We start from the raw sequence: 17,432 nt of genomic DNA on the forward strand, positions 1-17,432 counted from the left end.
CGCCTTCATATAATTCTATTGAGGTGATTATTAATGAAGTTTAAAGTTATTTTTCTAACTAAGAGAAATATCTATATAGCACTTTTTTTTATATTTACTTTTTTATCGCTTTTGTTTATATATAGTCTCTTTTCACAAAAATCTTATGATGAAACTTCTATGGTAATGGCAAAAAAGGATATAGAAAAAGGAGTTAAAAAAGATTTTAATGGAGATGGAAATGAGGATATTTTATACATTACGACTAAAGAGGATAAGTATTATGCTAGTATAAATATTAAAGATAAAAGCTACATGTTGTCTCCAGACAAACAAATAGGCTCCTTAGGAAAAGAATATCCTTATTGGGGAATGAGACTTTTTATACGTGATATATCTAGAGATGGTATTCCAGAAATTTTTCTTCAATCCTCTCAAGAAGGTACACCTATTTCACATATTTTTAGATGGAATGGTACTGGTTTTGATGATATTCATTTCTCCAAAAATAACATTATAGGAATTCTTAATTCAAAAAATAATAAAACACCAAAAGTATTTTCTGGATCTATTGTTAATGGAGTATTTTCTTTTGAAAGTCATATGCTTATAGGTAGTAATTTTAAAGATATAACCTATGAAAACTCTCCTGTTCCAGGTAAAGATGAGGTTATTAAATTTACGGATATTGTAGAAAATCCTTACGAACCATCTGAACTTCCTAATATCTTTAGTAGCTCCATATCAAGAAATGACACTGCTTTATTGTGGAAATTAGAAAAAGAACTCTATAGCTATAACTTACAGGATGCCTTTTTTGTAGATACTGACTGGGATAATAATGGAAACATATCATCAGTTATGTGGGAACTTAACTTTAAAAAGACAGACAAATCAAAATCTAAAGCTAATGAATCTATAAGTATACGAATTTCTTTAAAATATTCAGATAATAAATATAATATATCATCCATAACTTATTCATAAATATAAAAGGCCGCTAAAGCGGCCTAAAAAGGGGGATGGGGGGTTTAGTTATAATAAGTTAAACTTACTATAACAAGGAGATAAATCTCCTTATAACTGTAGTATTACCTTCTTGTCATATTCTATTCAATATGTTTCATATTAATCATAAAATTTTCCTTTTTCATAAAGATCAATAACTCTATCTATAAACTTTACTCTTTCAGGATCCACAATTCTTCTCATTGCTTTCATCATTTGCATATTTCTATCATCATCAGTAACTTCTTCAGTACTAGCTTCACTGAAGTTTACATTTTCGTTGTAAGCTGAATTATCCGAGAAATTATTGGAGCTATTTCCTCCCATATTACCTAACCCCATCATGCTTATTATATTTCCTATATCTCCCAATCCGCCTAAACCACCAAGTCCTGCTAAATTTCCTAAATTGCCTAGACCACCCATATTACCAAGGCCCCCTAGGTTGCCCATATTGCCCATACCATTTGCATTTCCCATATTCCCCATATTAGGTGCGCTATTATTCATATTAAACATATTTGCAAGATTTGCAAAACTATTCATATTAAAGCCTTCTCCACTCATTCCAGCCAATAAACTTGCAATTTGTCCCATATCAAAATTGCCACCTAGCATATCCATTAATTGATTTGGATTAAATCCCATAGGATTCATATTATTGGGCTGAGCTTGAGGATTAGGTATATTCTCAGATCTATTTCGATGTCTTCTTCTTGACATTAAGTTTCCTCCTACATATTGTTAGATAGGTATGTACTTCTATGTATTTATTTATATATGTATAATTAGATATCTATAGGTGAAGATTATATATTTATATGTGAATATTTTTTTGGAGGGCTTTGCCCTCCAACTATTATACTAAAATCCGAAACCTGGTGCTCCTGCTCCAGCTCCTACTCCAGAACCTCCACAAAGCCAGAACAATAAAATTAATATAAATGCTCTGTCATTGCACAATACTTCTGGTTTGCAAAGTATAATTAATAACACTATAAGTGACCAAATATTATTTCCACCAAATCCGCAACCACCACCATATGGAGCTACTCCAGCACTCATATAAGGATTAACTGCTGTTTGATAGCAATACTCATATTCATCACAATGACGATGTTTACTCATACAAATCGCTCCTTTCAATTGTATCTTTATACTATTTTTCTTCTAAAGTTATTTTTTATATTAGCAGAAGTTATTATTATTACCAAATCCTCTTCCGCCGCATCCACAGAAGAATATTAATAATATTATTATCCACCATATTCCATTTCCACCGAATCCGCATCCACCTAATCCGCCGAATCCGCCTGGGTATCCGCCTCCCATTGGGTATCCTCCCATTGGATAACCGCCCATTGGCTGTCCGCAACATGGATCAGGTTTACAACAACATTTACTCATATATTTTTCCTCCTAAATTCAAGTTATTTTAATTTTTTATCTACAATGTTTTTAGATTAAACACAAACGTTATTATTATCATTGCATCCGCAGCCATTATTTCCGAAACCTCTTCCACAACCACAGAAGAATATTAATAATATTATTATCCACCATGAATTAAATCCACAGCCAGCACCTTGTTGAGTTGCATATGGTTGATACATTGGCATACTTCCACAGCAGCACTTATTCTTTTTGCATTTACACTTACAAGTATAAGTGTCTCCTACTGGAGCATATCCTTGATATCCGCCAGGGGAACCAGCTCCAAATCCGCCACCACAGCCGCTACCAAATAGTATAAACAACAGAATTAACCAGATCCAACTTCCGCCGAACCCATTATTATTACAGTTATCCTTTTGTCCGCCTAATCCATTTAAAATTTCATTAATTTCCACAGGAAAATCCTCCTCTCATTTTTAAATAATTAAGATTTTATAGTATATACTATTCTGCAATTCAAAAAGTTGCTACAAAATATTGGAATATTATAGATTATATGGAATATATATTTATATACAACAAAAATCCCATTCTAAGCATTAACCTAGAATGGGATTTTTCATTTTTATTACTCTTCTGATTCTTCTACAATTCCACCAAAAACAAAATCTATTAACTCATCTCTTCTTTTTTTATTAAGTGAGGAAAAGAAAAACAGCTTATCTTCTTTTCCTAATTTTAAGGTTTCTTTTATTATCTTCTCACTTTTCTTAAGATCGTTATTGGAAAGTTTATCGCTTTTAGTTGCTACTATAACATAATCATATCCGAAATGTTTAGTCCACTCAAGCATTGTAATGTCATCACTTGTTGGTTTATGCCTACAATCTACTAATAAAACAACTCTTTTAAGTTCTTCTCTATCATTGATGTATAACTCTATAGTTTTACCCCAACTTGCTTTTTCCGTCTTAGATACCTTAGCATATCCATAACCAGGTAAATCCACGAGATAAAATTCTTTATTTATAAGAAAAAAGTTTATTAATCTAGTTTTCCCTGGGGTTTGACTTGTTTTAGCTAGTTTTTTTCTATTTGTTATTGCGTTTATAATTGAAGATTTTCCTACGTTTGATCTTCCTACAAAGGCTACTTCCGGCATCCCATCTATAGGATATTGTTCTCTTTTTACTGCTGATATTATAAATTCAGATTGTTTAATATTCATTTAGTTCAACTCCAATTAATGCATGTTCTAAAACCTCTTCCACTTTAGTCGCAAATATAAATTTTAATTTACTCTTTATAGTTTTAGGGATTTTATTAGCATCTTTCTCATTTTGCTTTGGTACAATTACTGTGTCAATTCCAGCCCTAAATGCTGCCAAAGCTTTTTCTTTTAGCCCACCTATAGCAAGCACTTTTCCAGTTAATGTTATCTCTCCTGTCATTGCAACATTGTGCCTAACCTTTTTGTTAGATAAAGCACTTACAAGAGCAGTTATTAAAGTAACTCCTGCTGAAGGACCATCTTTAGGTACAGCCCCTTCTGGAACATGTATGTGAATATCCTTCTCTTTATAGAAGTCTTCATTTATACCATATTCACTAGCATGAGCTCTAACATAAGAATAAGCAGCCTTTGCTGACTCCTTCATAACATCTCCTAATTGACCTGTAAGTTCTAGCTTTCCAGTGCCCTTCATAACTACAACCTCTACAGGAAGAGTATCTCCACCGTAAGCAGTCCAAGCCATACCTGTTACCACTCCAACTTGATCATCTTTTCCAATCTTATCATAAGTAAAAATCTTATTTCCTAAATATTTTTCTAAATTACCTGTATTAATAGAAACACTGTTTTTGTTTTTTTCCATTATGTCAGTAACCGCTTTTCTAGCAACAGTTCCTAACTTTCTTTCAAGATTTCTTACTCCTGATTCTCTAGTGTAATATTCAATTACATCTTTAATTACAGACTCACTTATCTTAAGCTTATTCTCATCTAAATTATGTTCTTTTAAAACTTTTGGTAATAGATATTTTTTAGCAATATTGAACTTTTCTTCATATGTATACCCAGAAACCTCTATTATCTCCATTCTATCTAATAATGGTCTTGGGATAGAATCTAAGGAGTTAGCTGTAGTAATAAACATAACTTTTGACAAGTCCATATCTAACTCAATATAGTTATCTCTAAAATTAGAATTTTGTTCTGGATCTAAAACCTCTAACAAGGCATCTGATGGATCCCCTTTAAAATCTCTACTTACCTTATCTATCTCATCTAATAATATTAATGGATTTTTTGATTTAGCATTTTTTATACCATATATTATTCTTCCTGGAATAGCCCCAACATAAGTTTTTCTGTGACCTCTAACCTCAGCCTCATCTCTTATTCCACCTAATGATATTCTAATAAAGTTTCTATTAAGAGATTTTGCTACTGATTTAGCTATTGATGACTTTCCAACTCCTGGTGGCCCTACTAAACATAAAATAGGCCCTCTTAAACTGTCGCTCATCTTCTTTACAGCTAGATATTCTATTATTCTCTCTTTTACATCACTTAATCCATAATGATCTTCTTCTAATATCTCTCTAGCTTTAGTTAAGTCTAAATTATCTTTAGTTGATTTGTTCCAAGGCAACTCTAATATCCAGTCTAAATAAGTTTTAATAACTGAACCTTCTTGAGAATAAGAAGATGAATTTTTTAATCTATTTAACTCATAAGTAGCTTTTTCTTTCACTTCTTTTGGAAGTTTTGCTTTTTTTATTAAATTCTCATATTTCTCTATCTCAAGTTTTTCTTCAATATCTTCACCTAGTTCTTCTTTAATTACCTTTAGCTGCTCTCTTAAATAATATTCCTTTTGAAGTTTATCAATTTTCTTCTTAACTTTAAAACCAATCTTTTTTTCTAATTTTAAAACTTCTATTTCATTTTTAACTATTACTAAAAGCTTTTCCACTCTTTCTTTAATATCTAAAGCTTCTAATATCTCCTGTTTAATTTTATGCTTTAACATTAAATAGGACGCAATTATATCTATAACTCTACCTGGCTCATCACTTTCATCCATGTCATAAACTTCATCAGCCGTCTTATTATTTGACAAATCTAAAAACTCACTAAAATCATCCATTAGTTTTCTTAAGGATGCAAGAAATTCCACATTATCTTTATACTCATCATTATTGTCATAAATAGATTCTATATTTCCTTTAATATATTTATCCCTATTTATAAACTCTACTAATCTTCCTCTTTCTATACCTTCAACTAATACTCTTACGGTATCTCCTGGCAACTTCAAAAGTTGTTTTACTATAGATATAGTTCCAACATTATATACATCGCTAATCTCTGGATCATCTATCTTAGCATCCTTTTGTGATACTAAAAATATCTCTTGTTTATTTAGCATAGCTTCTTCCAATGCAGCTATGGACTTCTCTCTTCCAACATCAAAATGAATCACCATATTAGGGAATACAGTTAAGCCCCTAAGTGGAATAAGAGGAAGAAGTTTAACCTTTTCACTCATTTAAATTTCCTCCCTTTAAAGATTGTACTTCTCTAGTTAAATAATTATACACATAAACCTCTTATTTTTCAACAATTTTCAATCTATTAAGAGTATGTTTGTTCTCTACACAGAAAAAATCCACCTAAAATCTAGATGGATTTTTCTTTTTAACTAAAAGCTCTCATTACCCTCTGCATATAATACTTCAATATTTACATTATCATCTTTCTTTTGAGAATAATCTTTAAATAAAGCTACTTCCAAAACTTCTTTAATATTTTCTACTGGAACTATCTTTATGCCCTCTATTTTCTCTAAGCTTTCATCATAATTATCTTTTGGAATTATAACAGTTGTAGCTCCAGATTTTTTAGCTGCTAATATTTTTGCACTTACTCCTCCTATAGGCTTAACCTTGCCTATTAATGATACTTCCCCAGTCATAGCAACCTTATTGTCTATTGGTATTCCATTAATAGCGCTATAAACTGCACAAGTTATACTTATTCCGGCTGAAGGACCATCTACTGGAGTACCACCCGGAAAATTAACATGAATATGATAGGATGAACAATCTATTTTAAAAATGTTTTCTAAAATACTTAATACATTTTGTACAGAGCAATGAGCATTACTCTTCCTTCTTATTTTTCTATTATTACTGCTTATTTCCTCTTCTTCAACTATACCAGTAATTTTAACATTTCCTTTTTCCTTATCAACCTTTTTAGCTGTAGCCTCAATCTCCATCAAGGTTCCTAAATTCGATCCATATACAGCTAACCCATTTACAATTCCTACTTGCGGTTTATCATATATTCTTTTATCTCCGCGTTCTGTATACTGCCCATTTTCAATTACCCACATTACATCTTTAATAGTTACGTTTTTCCTATCTTCATTTATAGCTAAACCCGAACATAACTGAACAATATTAACAACTTCTCTTCCATTTGTGCAGTATCTTGAAATTTTATTTAAGCTTTCTTTATCTATAGTTAGATTTATTTTATTAATAGCATTTTGAGCTATTACTTGTATCTCTTCCTCATCTAAAGCCCTAAAGAATATTTCTACGCACCTTGATCTAATTGCAGGCGCTATCTCCTCTGGACTTCTAGTGGTTGCACCAATTAACCTAAAATCTGCTGGCAAACCATTGTCAAATACTTCTTTAATATACACAGGCATATTAGGATCCTCTGAGCTATAATACGAAGAATCTAGAAATACCTTTCTATCCTCCAAAACCTTCAATAACTTATTAAGCTCTGTGGAGTGTAATTCACCTATTTCATCTAAAAATAATATACCCCCATGAGCCTTAGTTACAGCTCCTGGTTTAGGTTGAGGTATCCCTGCAATACCCATAGATCCTGCCCCCTGATATATAGGATCATGTACAGAGCCTATTAAAGGGTCCGCTATCCCTCTTTCATCAAATCTTATCGTAGTAGCATCAACTTCAACAAACTTAGCTTCATTGCTAAATGGAGTGTTTCCTTTAGTTTTTGCATATTCTAATACCAATCTTGCAGCTGCAGTTTTACCAACTCCAGGTGGACCATAAATTATTACATGCTGAGGATTAGGACCGCATATCGCTGCTTTTAATGCCATTATTCCTTTTTCTTGACCTATCACTTCTTTGAATTCTTTAGGTCTACTTTTTTCAGTAAGTGGCTCACTTAATTTTATATTTCTCAGCTTATTAAGGTTCTCCATTTCCTTTTTGCTTTCTTTATCTATAACCACTCTTTGATTACGAGTAGTTTTAGAATTTGTAACCACATGCATAAATAAAACAAGGATCAATATTATTTGTAGAAAGACCATCACATTAATACTTTCCATTAATTACCCTCCCTTCTTTACATTGTTATTATTGACTGTCTTATACAATCCTATTCTAAAATTTTGTTAACAAATTCTAAAAAAAGAAAATAAAAAAAGCCTCTATATAAGAGACTTTTAATATAGCATTAAGCTGTTTCTACATCTTTACCTTTTTTAAGTTTTTTACTTTTCGATTCTTTAATTTTAGATTCCCCTATGATAATTGTAGGCTCTTCTTTAGATATTATTGATTCTTTAGTTATTACAACTTTAGCAATATCATCTCTTGAAGGTATTTCATACATTATGTTTGTCATAGTATCCTCTATAATAGCTCTAAGCCCTCTAGCCCCAGTACTTCTCTTTATTGCTTCATCTGCAATAGCTCTTAAAGCTTCTTCGTCAAATTCTAATTCAACATTATCATATTCAAATAGCTTTTTGTACTGTTTAACTAAAGCATTTTTAGGTTTACTTAAAATACTTATTAATGCACTGTGATCTAAAGACTCCAATGTTACAACTATAGGAAGTCTTCCTACAAACTCTGGAATTAATCCAAACTTTAATAAATCTCCTGGCATTACATCTTTTAGAAGTTTACCTACGTCCTTATTAGTTTTTGAAGTTATTTCTGCTCCAAAACCTATAGAACTTCTTCTTGTTCTCTTTTCAACAAGCTTATCTATACCATCAAATGCTCCACCACAAATAAATAGAATATTAGATGTATTTATTTGTATAAACTCTTGATGAGGATGCTTTCTGCCACCTTGTGGTGGTACAGAAGCTGTAGTTCCTTCTAATATTTTTAAAAGTGCCTGTTGAACACCTTCTCCTGATACATCTCTTGTTATTGAAGGATTTTCTGATTTTCTAGCGATTTTATCAATCTCATCAATATAGATTATTCCTTTTTCTGCTCTTTCTACATCATAATCGGCGTTTTGAATAAGCTTTAAAAGAATGTTTTCTACATCTTCTCCTACATAACCAGCTTCAGTTAAAGTTGTTGCGTCTGCTATGGCAAAAGGAACATTTAAAAATTTAGCAAGAGTTTGAGCTAAAAGAGTTTTACCTGATCCAGTAGGTCCTAAAAGTAATATATTACTCTTTTGAAGCTCTACATCAGTTTCCTTTTCTTTTGCATTAATTCTTTTATAATGGTTATAGACAGCAACTGAAAGTGATTTTTTAGCATCTTCTTGACCTATTACATATTCATCTAAATGACTTTTAATTTCTAATGGTTTTGGTAATTCTGTAGATGTCAGTATTTTAGGTTCTTCAAATTCATCTGCAATTATTTCAGAACAAAGTTCTATACATTCATCACAAATATAAACTCCTGGACCAGCTATTAATCTTTTAACTTGATCTTGATTTTTCCCACAAAAGGAACACTTTAGTTGCTTCTTATCATCAAATTTTGCCATCCAATACACCTCTCTAAAATAGTCAATTATTTTTCTTTAGCAGTTTCTATTTTTCTAATAACCTTATCTATTAAACCATATTCCATTGATTCTTCTGCAGTCATGAAATAATCTCTTTCAACATCTGCATTTATCTTTTCTAATGGCTTACCTGTATTTTCACTTAATATTTTATTAAGAGTTTCTTTTGTTCTTAAAATTCTTCTTGCATGGATATCAATATCAGTAGCCTGACCTTGGAATCCACCAAGTGGTTGATGTATCATTATTTCACTATTAGGAAGTGCAAATCTTTTACCCTTAGCTCCTGATGATAGTAAGAATGCTCCCATAGAAGCAGCCATTCCTATACATATAGTTGAAACGTCAGATTTTATATATTGCATTGTATCATAAATTGCCATACCGGAGGTAATAGAACCACCTGGGCTATTTATGTATAAATATATATCTTTATCAGGATCTTCACTTTCTAAGAATAATAACTGTGATACAACTAGGTTTGAAGTTACGTCGTTTACTTCTCCACTAAGCATTATTATTCTATCCTTTAATAATCTAGAAAAGATATCGTAGCTTCTTTCTCCTCTACTTGTTTGTTCAATGACATATGGTACTAAACTCATTCTAAATCCCTCGCTTTCTATATACATTACCCTTTTAGTTATAATATATCCAATTTATATAAAAGTAATTATATTAAAATTATATAAAACTTTTCATCATTTGTTAATTACTATATTGAAAATAATTGCCAGAAATATTGTTTCTGGCAATTATATCTTATATACTATTTTATTATTTTACTTTAGCATTTTCAACTAATAATTTTATTGTTTTTTCTACTAATACATCATGCTTTAATACTGACTCTTGAGCTTTTAATATTAAATCAGCCATTTTTTCAGAATCTTCAGCTGAGTACATCTTAGCAACTTCTTGAGCTTTTTCTTTTAATTCATCTTCTGATACTTCAAAGTTTTCTGCTTTAGCTATAGCTTCTAATACTAAATCAGTTTTAACTTTTCTATCAGCAGTTTCTTTCATGTAAGATTTCATCTTTTCTTCATCATTACCTGTGAATTGATAATATTGCTCTAAAGTTAATCCTTGATATTGTAATCTTGTTTCAAGATCTTTAACCATAGATTCTAATTCTTTCTCTACCATTACTTCTGGTACATCAATTTTAGCATTATCTACAGCTTTATTTATAACAGCTTCTTCAAATTCTCTTTTTTCTCTATCTGCATTAGCATCAGCTATTTGCTTTCTTATATCTTCTTTAACTTCTTCTATAGTGTCAAATTCAGATACTTCTTTTGCAAACTCATCATCTAATTCAGGCATTTCTTTAGCTTGAATAGCTTTAATAGTTACTTCAAATTTTGCTGGTTTTCCATTTAATTCTTCTTTACCATAGTTTTCTGGGAAGTTAACATTAACATCCTTGCTTTCTCCTATAGCTAACCCAACTAATTGATCTTCAAAATCTCCAATGAAGCTTCCTGAACCTATTTCTAATGGGTAATCAGTTCCTTCTCCACCTTCAAATGCAACATCATCTATGTATCCTTTGAAGTCAATAACTGCTATATTTCCTTTTTCAACAGTTCCTTCTTCTTTAGTTTCAACTCTAGCATTTTTTTCTTGCATTGAAGTTAATCTCTTTTGAACTTCTTCTTCAGAAACTTCATAAGCTACTTTTTCAACTTCTACGCCTTTATATTCGCCAAGTTCAACTTCTGGATATACAGTAACTTTTGCTGTATAAACAAGTTCTTTTCCTTCTCCAACTTCTAATACGTCGATTTCTGGATAATCAACTGGTCTTACGTTATTATCGTTTAAAGCTGTTGAATAAGTTTCATCTATAACTATATTTATAGCATCTTCATATAAAGCTTCCATACCATAATATTTTTTTACTATTGCCATTGGCACTTTGCCTTTTCTAAATCCAGGAACATTAAACTTCTTTTGATTTTTCTTAAAAGCTTTATTTAAAGCTTCGTTAAACTTTTCAGCAGTAGCTTTTATCTCAAGTTTAACTACATTTGTTTCTATTTTTTCCATTTTAACTTCCATTACATTTTCCTCCTAATTTCTTCGCCTTTAGAAAATAGTTCTTATTTAACTAGGTTATTATAACATACAAACTTTTAATATATCAAATATTTTAGGAAAAGTTTCTTAAATAAAGCTATAATAAAGCTATATAACCTTAATTTCCCTATAAGAATTCCAAAAACAAAGGGATGAGGTTGCCCCATCCTATTTTCAAATAGCAATATGTATTTTAATTATATCCATGATTTACAGCTTTGATACGCTTCCGTTATTCATCAATAGATATTTTTTTTCATCCACTGTTACTTCTAATTTATTGTCAGTTACATTCCCAAAAGAAATATTTTTTCCTTTTAAGGCCCAGATAGCAGCATGATTGCCATTTGAAGTATCTAATATCCATACATATGTATCTACATCACCAGTTTTAAAATATGGCAGATAACTTAAATAAGCTATATGAGAATCATCTATAAATCTTCCATCATTTGCCCATTTATATCCTTGATACCTCTTTATTATGTCATCTTTATTAAAGGTTTCTCCAGCTTTAGAAACATATTGGCTTTTTGTTACTATTGTTTCTGCTCCATTTATATCAATAAGCTTAAGATCTTGAGTTATAATATCTGTAGCTATTATACTTTTTCCTGAAGGGCTTATATAGGCTGTATTACTGTTTTGAAGACCTGTAACTAGCTTATATTGTTTATTATCTCCTTCCCCTTCATATAAAGCTTTTGCAGTATCACCATTCCCAAACTTAATTTCTACAGCTTGCTCTTGATCCTGAGGATTATCCACTGGTTGTTGCTCAATAATATTTTCTTCTTTTTTGTTATCTTCTATAACCTCTGCTTCTTCTTTTGAAGTAGCTAACTGATTTTCATTAGCTTCATCTTTTTTGTTGAATATAGAGGAAATTCCATCTTTTGCCTTAGTTATATAAGTATTTAAATTGCTTCTAAAAGCAAAAATCCCTACAATTATTACTAAAACAAAGACCAGTGAAAATATTCTTCTACGTCTTCTTTTCATCTTCATTTCATACTCTCTACTAAAAATACTAGGTTTTCCCAAAATTCTTCCCTCCTAGGTTTTTATTTCAACAAATATATTATACCTTATAGTGTATAAAATTAATAATACATTTTGTAAATTTTATATTTATGTTATATAATTATTGATAACTTTATTATTTAAGGTTATCGGAGGTTTTATGTGTAAAATAAATTTTTTAGGAACAGGTAGTGCTATGGTTACGAAATGTTTCAATACTTGTTTCACTATATCAGATGAAAATAATGAGCATTTTTTAGTTGATACAGGTGGTGGAAACCTTATATTAACTAATTTAGAGAAGGCTAGAATACCCTTAAACAAAATTCATAATATGTTTTTGTCCCATTCTCACAATGATCATATTAACGGAATAAGCTGGATTATTCGAGCTATAGCTAGTGAAATTTCTAACGAAGTTTATGAAGGAAACTTAAATGTATATGGACATAAAGAAGTTCTAGAAACTGCAAAACAATTATGCACTATACTTTTAAGCGAAAAAAACACTAAATTCTTTGACAATAGAATTAAATTTATTGAGGTAACTGATAAGTTTAATATAGATATTTTAGATTTTAATGTAACTTTCTTTAATATTAACAGCTCAAAACTAAAACAATTTGGTTTTACTTTTAAGACTTTAGACAATAAAAAAGTTGTCTTTTTAGGTGATGAAGGTTATAAAGATGATTTATTCGATTATTGTAATGATGCTGACTATTTAATTCATGAAGCTTTTTGTCTTTATGAACAAAAAGATATCTACTCACCACATGAAAAACATCATTCTACAGTAAAAGATGCAGCTGAAATCTCTGAAAAGTTAGGAGTTAAAAACCTAATTCTAATACATACAGAAGATGATAATTTTGCTAATAAAAAAGAATTTTACTCTGCTGAGGCTAATTACTTCTTTAGAGGAAATGTATTTGTACCAAAAGATTTAGAAACTATTTCATTAGTTGATGAAGTTGTTGAATAAATAAAGATTATAAAGCTTAGCATTAATAAGTGGGTTTATTGATGCTAAGCTTTTTTTATTTAATCTTATTAAAGCATAAACCTTCAATCTTCATTGTGGTAATACCTCTACTGTTAGTTCCCATCTATCACATCTTGTAAAAGAAACAGTATACTCAAACACCCGCCCTTTATCATCATAGGAAGTTCTTGTTTTCTTAATTATTTGGCTATTTTCCTCAACTTTCAATATATCACTTATTGTTTTATTAACTTTTACAATCTTAATATAATCTATAATTTTTGATATTGTGATATCATTATAATTCTTTAGTATATCATGTAATTCGCCTGCAAATTCCTTATAATCATTAGGTATTTTTATCTCATTTAATAAATATGTTTCAGAGTATGATACAGGCGTTTGAACAGAATATATTGTAATTCCAATCCGCTTTACTTCTTGTCCCCGCTCCAAGCTCATCATGTCTGATATCTTACTGCTTGATTTAATCACTTCAATGCCAATCATTTTACGTCTATCCCAAGGATCTAAATTAAGTGTTTCCAAGTAATCACCTATTTTTGAGGATGGAGTTTTAATTTCATTTTGAATAACAATAGCTCCTTTTCCTCTTTGTTTTTTTATATATCCCTCTTTTAAAAGTTCATCAAACGCTTTTCTTACTGTTACTCTACTTACCTTAAAGGCTTCTGTTAATACTAACTCGGAGGGAAGTTTGTCTCCAACCTTGTATTTATTATTTTTAATTTTATTTAGTAAAAACTCTTTAATTTGATGGTATAAAGGAGCTGCCTTATTACTATAATCTAATTTCATTTATTTAAAATCCTTTTTTAATTCTATAATTGTATATTATTCTTAAGGTTTTAAAGTTGTCCCAATATTATAATATCCTAATATTAGGATAACCTAATGTCCTATTGTCCTAATATTATAACATCTTATTTCATTAAAATTATAAGGGCGTAAAATAGCTTTTCAAAAACTATTTTACACCCTTAAACAACTTATTTATTCAACAATTTTGTAGTAAGCTCTTGCAGTTAAACTGAATACTATTCCATAAATTATAACAAAGACGAGTATTGTTGCTAATGTAAGCCACATAAATAAATTAACATTTGTAATGTTTAGCACTTTAAGAATTTTAGTTATCATTGGGAATGCAAAACCAACATGTATTATTGCTGTAATGAGGGGTAGAAAAAATACCATAAGTATTTGTCTACTAATTGTTTTCTTAATCTCAGCTTTGCTCATTCCTACTTTTTGCATTATATCAAAACGTTCTTTATCATCATATCCTTCTGAAACTTGTTTATAATAGATTATAAGTACTGTTGCCATTAAAAATAATGCTCCTAAAAATACACCTATAAACAACATACCTCCATAAAATGAAAAGAACTCCTCTTTAACTCCAGCTGCACTATCAACAAAAATATCAATTCCATTTTTACTAAAGGCCTCTCTAATTTTATTAGTTAGTGTAACTAAATCTTTTTCTGAACCATTAACATCCATTTCAAGATCATAAAATTTATTACCTTTTACATTTGGCAAATCTATATTATTTACGAACAGAAAATAATTGTTGCCTAAGTCATCTCCGTCACTTTCAAATTCCTCTATAGGTTTATCTAATGCTTTTTTGATTTTAAAAACCTTATTTTCTATAGTAATACTGTTTTTATCAAAACCATCTACATTTGAATAAAAAACTGCTTCATCATCTTTAAGGCTTATGTTTTCCCCTGTTATTCTGTTGTAATCAGAAATAGAAATAAGATTTATACCATGTAAATCATTTGAAAAACCAGATTTATTTACAACTTGAAAGTTTTCGTTATTTTTTTTAGTAGTAAATATGTTACTCCAGTAATTAAATCTTTTATCTAAATTTATATTAGTATTTTTTAATTCAGCATCTATTATTTCATTTATATTTTGGGCCTGCTCCTCTGTAACCTTGCTACTGTTTATCATTATCTCTCTAGGGTACCTATTTTTTATAGCATCATCCACGCCTAAATAAAGAGAAACTGTTGTTGATATCATCACAAGTACACAAGTGCTTAAAATACAAATATTCGCAAGCCCAACTGCATTTTGTTTCATTCTATACATCATGCCAGAAACAGAAATAAAGTTACTAGTCTTATAGTAGAAGTTTTTATTTTTTCTAAGGGTTTTTAATATAACAATACTTCCCGAGGTAAAAAGAGCATAAGTTCCTATCATAACTAATATAACTGCAATAAAGAAATTGCCTAAAGCTGCAACTGGGGATTTAATAGTTAATGCAATTACATATGCACTAATAAGAGCTATTAATCCTACTAACGTCATTAACCATTTTGTCTTAGGTTCTTTTTCTCCAGTCTCATTACCTCTTAATAATTCTATAAGTTTCAAAATTTTTATTTGAATTAAGTTAAATAATAAATTAGCTACAAAGATTCCTACAAAAACGGTCAACGTAAATAAAATAGATTGTACTGATAACTGGAATCCAAAAGCTACCTTAAAATTTAGAATCTTTAGTAATGCTAAGAACATAAGTTTATTTAATATAATACCTGAAATCAGTCCAAATATTAGGCTGAAAAGTAAGGTATAGATAAACTCAAAAAACAATATTTTAGAAATATGCTTTTTCTCAAGACCTAACACATTATATAATCCAATTTCTTTTTTACGCCTTTTGATTAGAAAACTGTTTGTATAGAAAAGAAATATTGCTGAAAATATCCCTATTACTATAGTTCCAAATTGAAGGGTGTTTTTTACTGCAGAAGCTCCAGGTCCTTTTTCTATCCCATCATTCATAGAAAGTGCATGCATTATATAAAACATTGAGATGGTGCATATGCAGGTTATTATAAACGGTAGATAGGTTTTACTATTCTTTTTTATATTTATAGCTGCAAGTTTTGGGTAAAATAATCTACTCATTCACCACACCTCCAGTTGCAATGACTGTAAGGGTATTTGAAATTTTTTCAAACATCTCCTCATTAGACATTGAACCTTTATAAAGCTGATGAAATACTTCCCCATCTTTAATAAAAAGAACTCTTCCAGCATGGCTTGCAGCTTTTGTACTATGGGTAACCATAAGTATTGTTTGACCTTCTTTATTAATGTCAGAAAATAACTTTAAAAGATGATCTGTAGCCTTAGAATCAAGAGCCCCTGTTGGTTCATCTGCTAAAATAAGCTTGGGATTCGTAATCAAAGCTCTAGCTACTGCTACTCTTTGCTTTTGACCACCAGATACTTCATAGGGGAATTTATTTAATATATCCTTAATGCCTAATTTCTCAGCAATAGGAGTTAATCTCTTTTCCATTTCATCATAAGACTTTCTTGATAAAACAAGTGGTAGAAATATATTATCCTTTAAAGAAAAGGTATCAAGTAAGTTAAAATCCTGAAATACAAATCCTAGATTTTCCCTACGAAATGCAACTATTTCTCTTTCTTTAATAGAAACTACATTTTTACCTTCAAGTAAAATTTCTCCACTGGTTGGTTTATCTAAGGATGCAAGTATATTAAGTAAAGTGGTTTTTCCAGAACCAGATTCCCCCATTATAGCAACATATTCACCTTCTTCTACAGAAAATGTTACATTGCTAAGAGCCTGAACTTGGTTACCTCCAAATCTAGTTGTGTATATCTTTTTTAAATTATTTACCTCTAATAATTTCATAAAACTTCCTCCAATTAATTGATTTGACTATACATTAATTGTAATAAAAAAAGAAATGTCCAGCCATAACTTAGGCTTACATTTCTCTTCTTAACCTTACATTTATGTAAGGTTCTTATTTTTATTATTATAAAGTTTGTAGGTTATTTTTTCTCTTTACAGCAAGGATTGCCGTTAGCACAACAACCTCTATCATATCCAAGTTCTTCCCTTTCCTTTGCAGAAAGTACAACAACATTATCTCCCGCATCTTCATACTCTGGTGTGTTTTTTAATAAAGATGGCTTTTCTATTCTTATCATTTTTCCTCCTTAAAAAGCTATTCTATATAATTTAACATTATTTTTTACTTATGTAATTAGATTATATAATATAATTCTAAGTAATAAACAACTTTTTAATAAATT

17 protein-coding genes are annotated in these 17,432 nt (G+C 30.0%); 2 read left to right on the forward strand and 15 right to left on the reverse strand.

Going from position 1 to position 17,432, the window contains the following annotated elements; all coding sequences use genetic code 11:
- The first annotated feature begins 33 nt into the window (after positions 1–33).
- Complete coding sequence (locus B3N22_RS05545) at positions 34–966, forward strand: FG-GAP repeat domain-containing protein (RefSeq protein ID WP_073017808.1); 933 nt, start codon at positions 34–36, stop codon at positions 964–966.
- A 141-nt stretch (positions 967–1,107) separates the two neighbouring features.
- Here the strand turns inward: B3N22_RS05545 and B3N22_RS05550 are convergent, their stop codons facing one another.
- The 11 genes from B3N22_RS05550 to B3N22_RS05600 form a co-directional block, all read right to left on the reverse strand.
- A complete protein-coding gene (locus B3N22_RS05550) occupies positions 1,108–1,710 on the reverse strand; it encodes a hypothetical protein (protein ID WP_286905339.1) in 603 nt (200 codons plus the stop codon).
- A gap of 141 nt (positions 1,711–1,851) precedes the next feature.
- Positions 1,852–2,115: a hypothetical protein gene (locus B3N22_RS05555; protein WP_021802874.1), complete on the reverse strand. Its 264-nt coding sequence runs from the start codon at positions 2,113–2,115 to the stop codon at positions 1,852–1,854.
- Positions 2,116–2,175: 60 nt separating this feature from the next.
- Positions 2,176–2,394, reverse strand: coding sequence for a hypothetical protein (locus B3N22_RS05560; RefSeq protein WP_286905340.1), 219 nt, complete (start codon positions 2,392–2,394; stop codon positions 2,176–2,178).
- A gap of 56 nt (positions 2,395–2,450) precedes the next feature.
- A complete protein-coding gene (locus tag B3N22_RS05565; protein ID WP_286905341.1) occupies positions 2,451–2,837 on the reverse strand; it encodes a hypothetical protein in 387 nt (128 codons plus the stop codon).
- Positions 2,838–3,010: 173 nt separating this feature from the next.
- Positions 3,011–3,610: a ribosome biogenesis GTP-binding protein YihA/YsxC gene (yihA, locus tag B3N22_RS05570; RefSeq protein ID WP_073017818.1), complete on the reverse strand. Its 600-nt coding sequence runs from the start codon at positions 3,608–3,610 to the stop codon at positions 3,011–3,013.
- The gene (gene lon / locus B3N22_RS05575) at positions 3,600–5,939 is read right to left on the reverse strand and encodes an endopeptidase La (protein ID WP_286905342.1); all 2,340 of its coding nucleotides are present in this window, start codon (positions 5,937–5,939) and stop codon (positions 3,600–3,602) included. Before lon ends, yihA begins: the two co-directional genes overlap by 11 nt.
- Before the next feature lie 153 nt (positions 5,940–6,092).
- Positions 6,093–7,775 carry an ATP-dependent protease LonB gene (gene lonB, locus B3N22_RS05580; RefSeq protein WP_073017823.1) on the reverse strand — a complete coding sequence of 561 codons (1,683 nt, stop codon included), beginning with the start codon at positions 7,773–7,775 and terminating at the stop codon, positions 6,093–6,095.
- Positions 7,776–7,903: 128 nt separating this feature from the next.
- Positions 7,904–9,193: an ATP-dependent Clp protease ATP-binding subunit ClpX gene (gene clpX, locus B3N22_RS05585; RefSeq protein ID WP_286905343.1), complete on the reverse strand. Its 1,290-nt coding sequence runs from the start codon at positions 9,191–9,193 to the stop codon at positions 7,904–7,906.
- Between the two features lie 26 nt (positions 9,194–9,219).
- Positions 9,220–9,819 (reverse strand): ATP-dependent Clp endopeptidase proteolytic subunit ClpP, encoded by a 600-nt coding sequence (gene clpP / locus B3N22_RS05590; protein WP_021802881.1) that lies wholly within the window; start codon positions 9,817–9,819, stop codon positions 9,220–9,222.
- A gap of 172 nt (positions 9,820–9,991) precedes the next feature.
- Entirely contained in the window at positions 9,992–11,281 is a 1,290-nt protein-coding gene (tig, locus tag B3N22_RS05595) for a trigger factor (protein ID WP_073017826.1), read from the reverse strand.
- A 228-nt stretch (positions 11,282–11,509) separates the two neighbouring features.
- Positions 11,510–12,343 (reverse strand): hypothetical protein, encoded by an 834-nt coding sequence (locus tag B3N22_RS05600; protein WP_286905344.1) that lies wholly within the window; start codon positions 12,341–12,343, stop codon positions 11,510–11,512.
- Positions 12,344–12,482: 139 nt separating this feature from the next.
- On the opposite strand from B3N22_RS05600, the gene B3N22_RS05605 reads away from it, so the two are divergent.
- A complete protein-coding gene (locus tag B3N22_RS05605) occupies positions 12,483–13,307 on the forward strand; it encodes an MBL fold metallo-hydrolase (protein ID WP_286905345.1) in 825 nt (274 codons plus the stop codon).
- Positions 13,308–13,397: 90 nt separating this feature from the next.
- Here the strand turns inward: B3N22_RS05605 and B3N22_RS05610 are convergent, their stop codons facing one another.
- From B3N22_RS05610 to B3N22_RS05625, 4 genes are all read right to left on the reverse strand, one after another.
- Positions 13,398–14,126 carry a GntR family transcriptional regulator gene (locus tag B3N22_RS05610; protein WP_286905346.1) on the reverse strand — a complete coding sequence of 243 codons (729 nt, stop codon included), beginning with the start codon at positions 14,124–14,126 and terminating at the stop codon, positions 13,398–13,400.
- A gap of 195 nt (positions 14,127–14,321) precedes the next feature.
- The gene (locus B3N22_RS05615) at positions 14,322–16,265 is read right to left on the reverse strand and encodes an ABC transporter permease (RefSeq protein ID WP_286905347.1); all 1,944 of its coding nucleotides are present in this window, start codon (positions 16,263–16,265) and stop codon (positions 14,322–14,324) included.
- Complete coding sequence (locus B3N22_RS05620) at positions 16,258–17,025, reverse strand: ABC transporter ATP-binding protein (protein WP_286905348.1); 768 nt, start codon at positions 17,023–17,025, stop codon at positions 16,258–16,260. Before B3N22_RS05620 ends, B3N22_RS05615 begins: the two co-directional genes overlap by 8 nt.
- Positions 17,026–17,168: 143 nt before the next feature.
- On the reverse strand, positions 17,169–17,327 hold the full coding sequence (locus tag B3N22_RS05625) for a hypothetical protein (RefSeq protein ID WP_286905349.1): 159 nt from the start codon (positions 17,325–17,327) through the stop codon (positions 17,169–17,171).
- Between the last annotated feature and the right edge of the window lie 105 nt (positions 17,328–17,432).

Origin of the sequence: Clostridium sp. UBA1652, assembly GCF_002320975.1 — a bacterium.
GTDB lineage: Bacteria > Bacillota > Clostridia > Clostridiales > Clostridiaceae > Clostridium_T > Clostridium_T intestinale.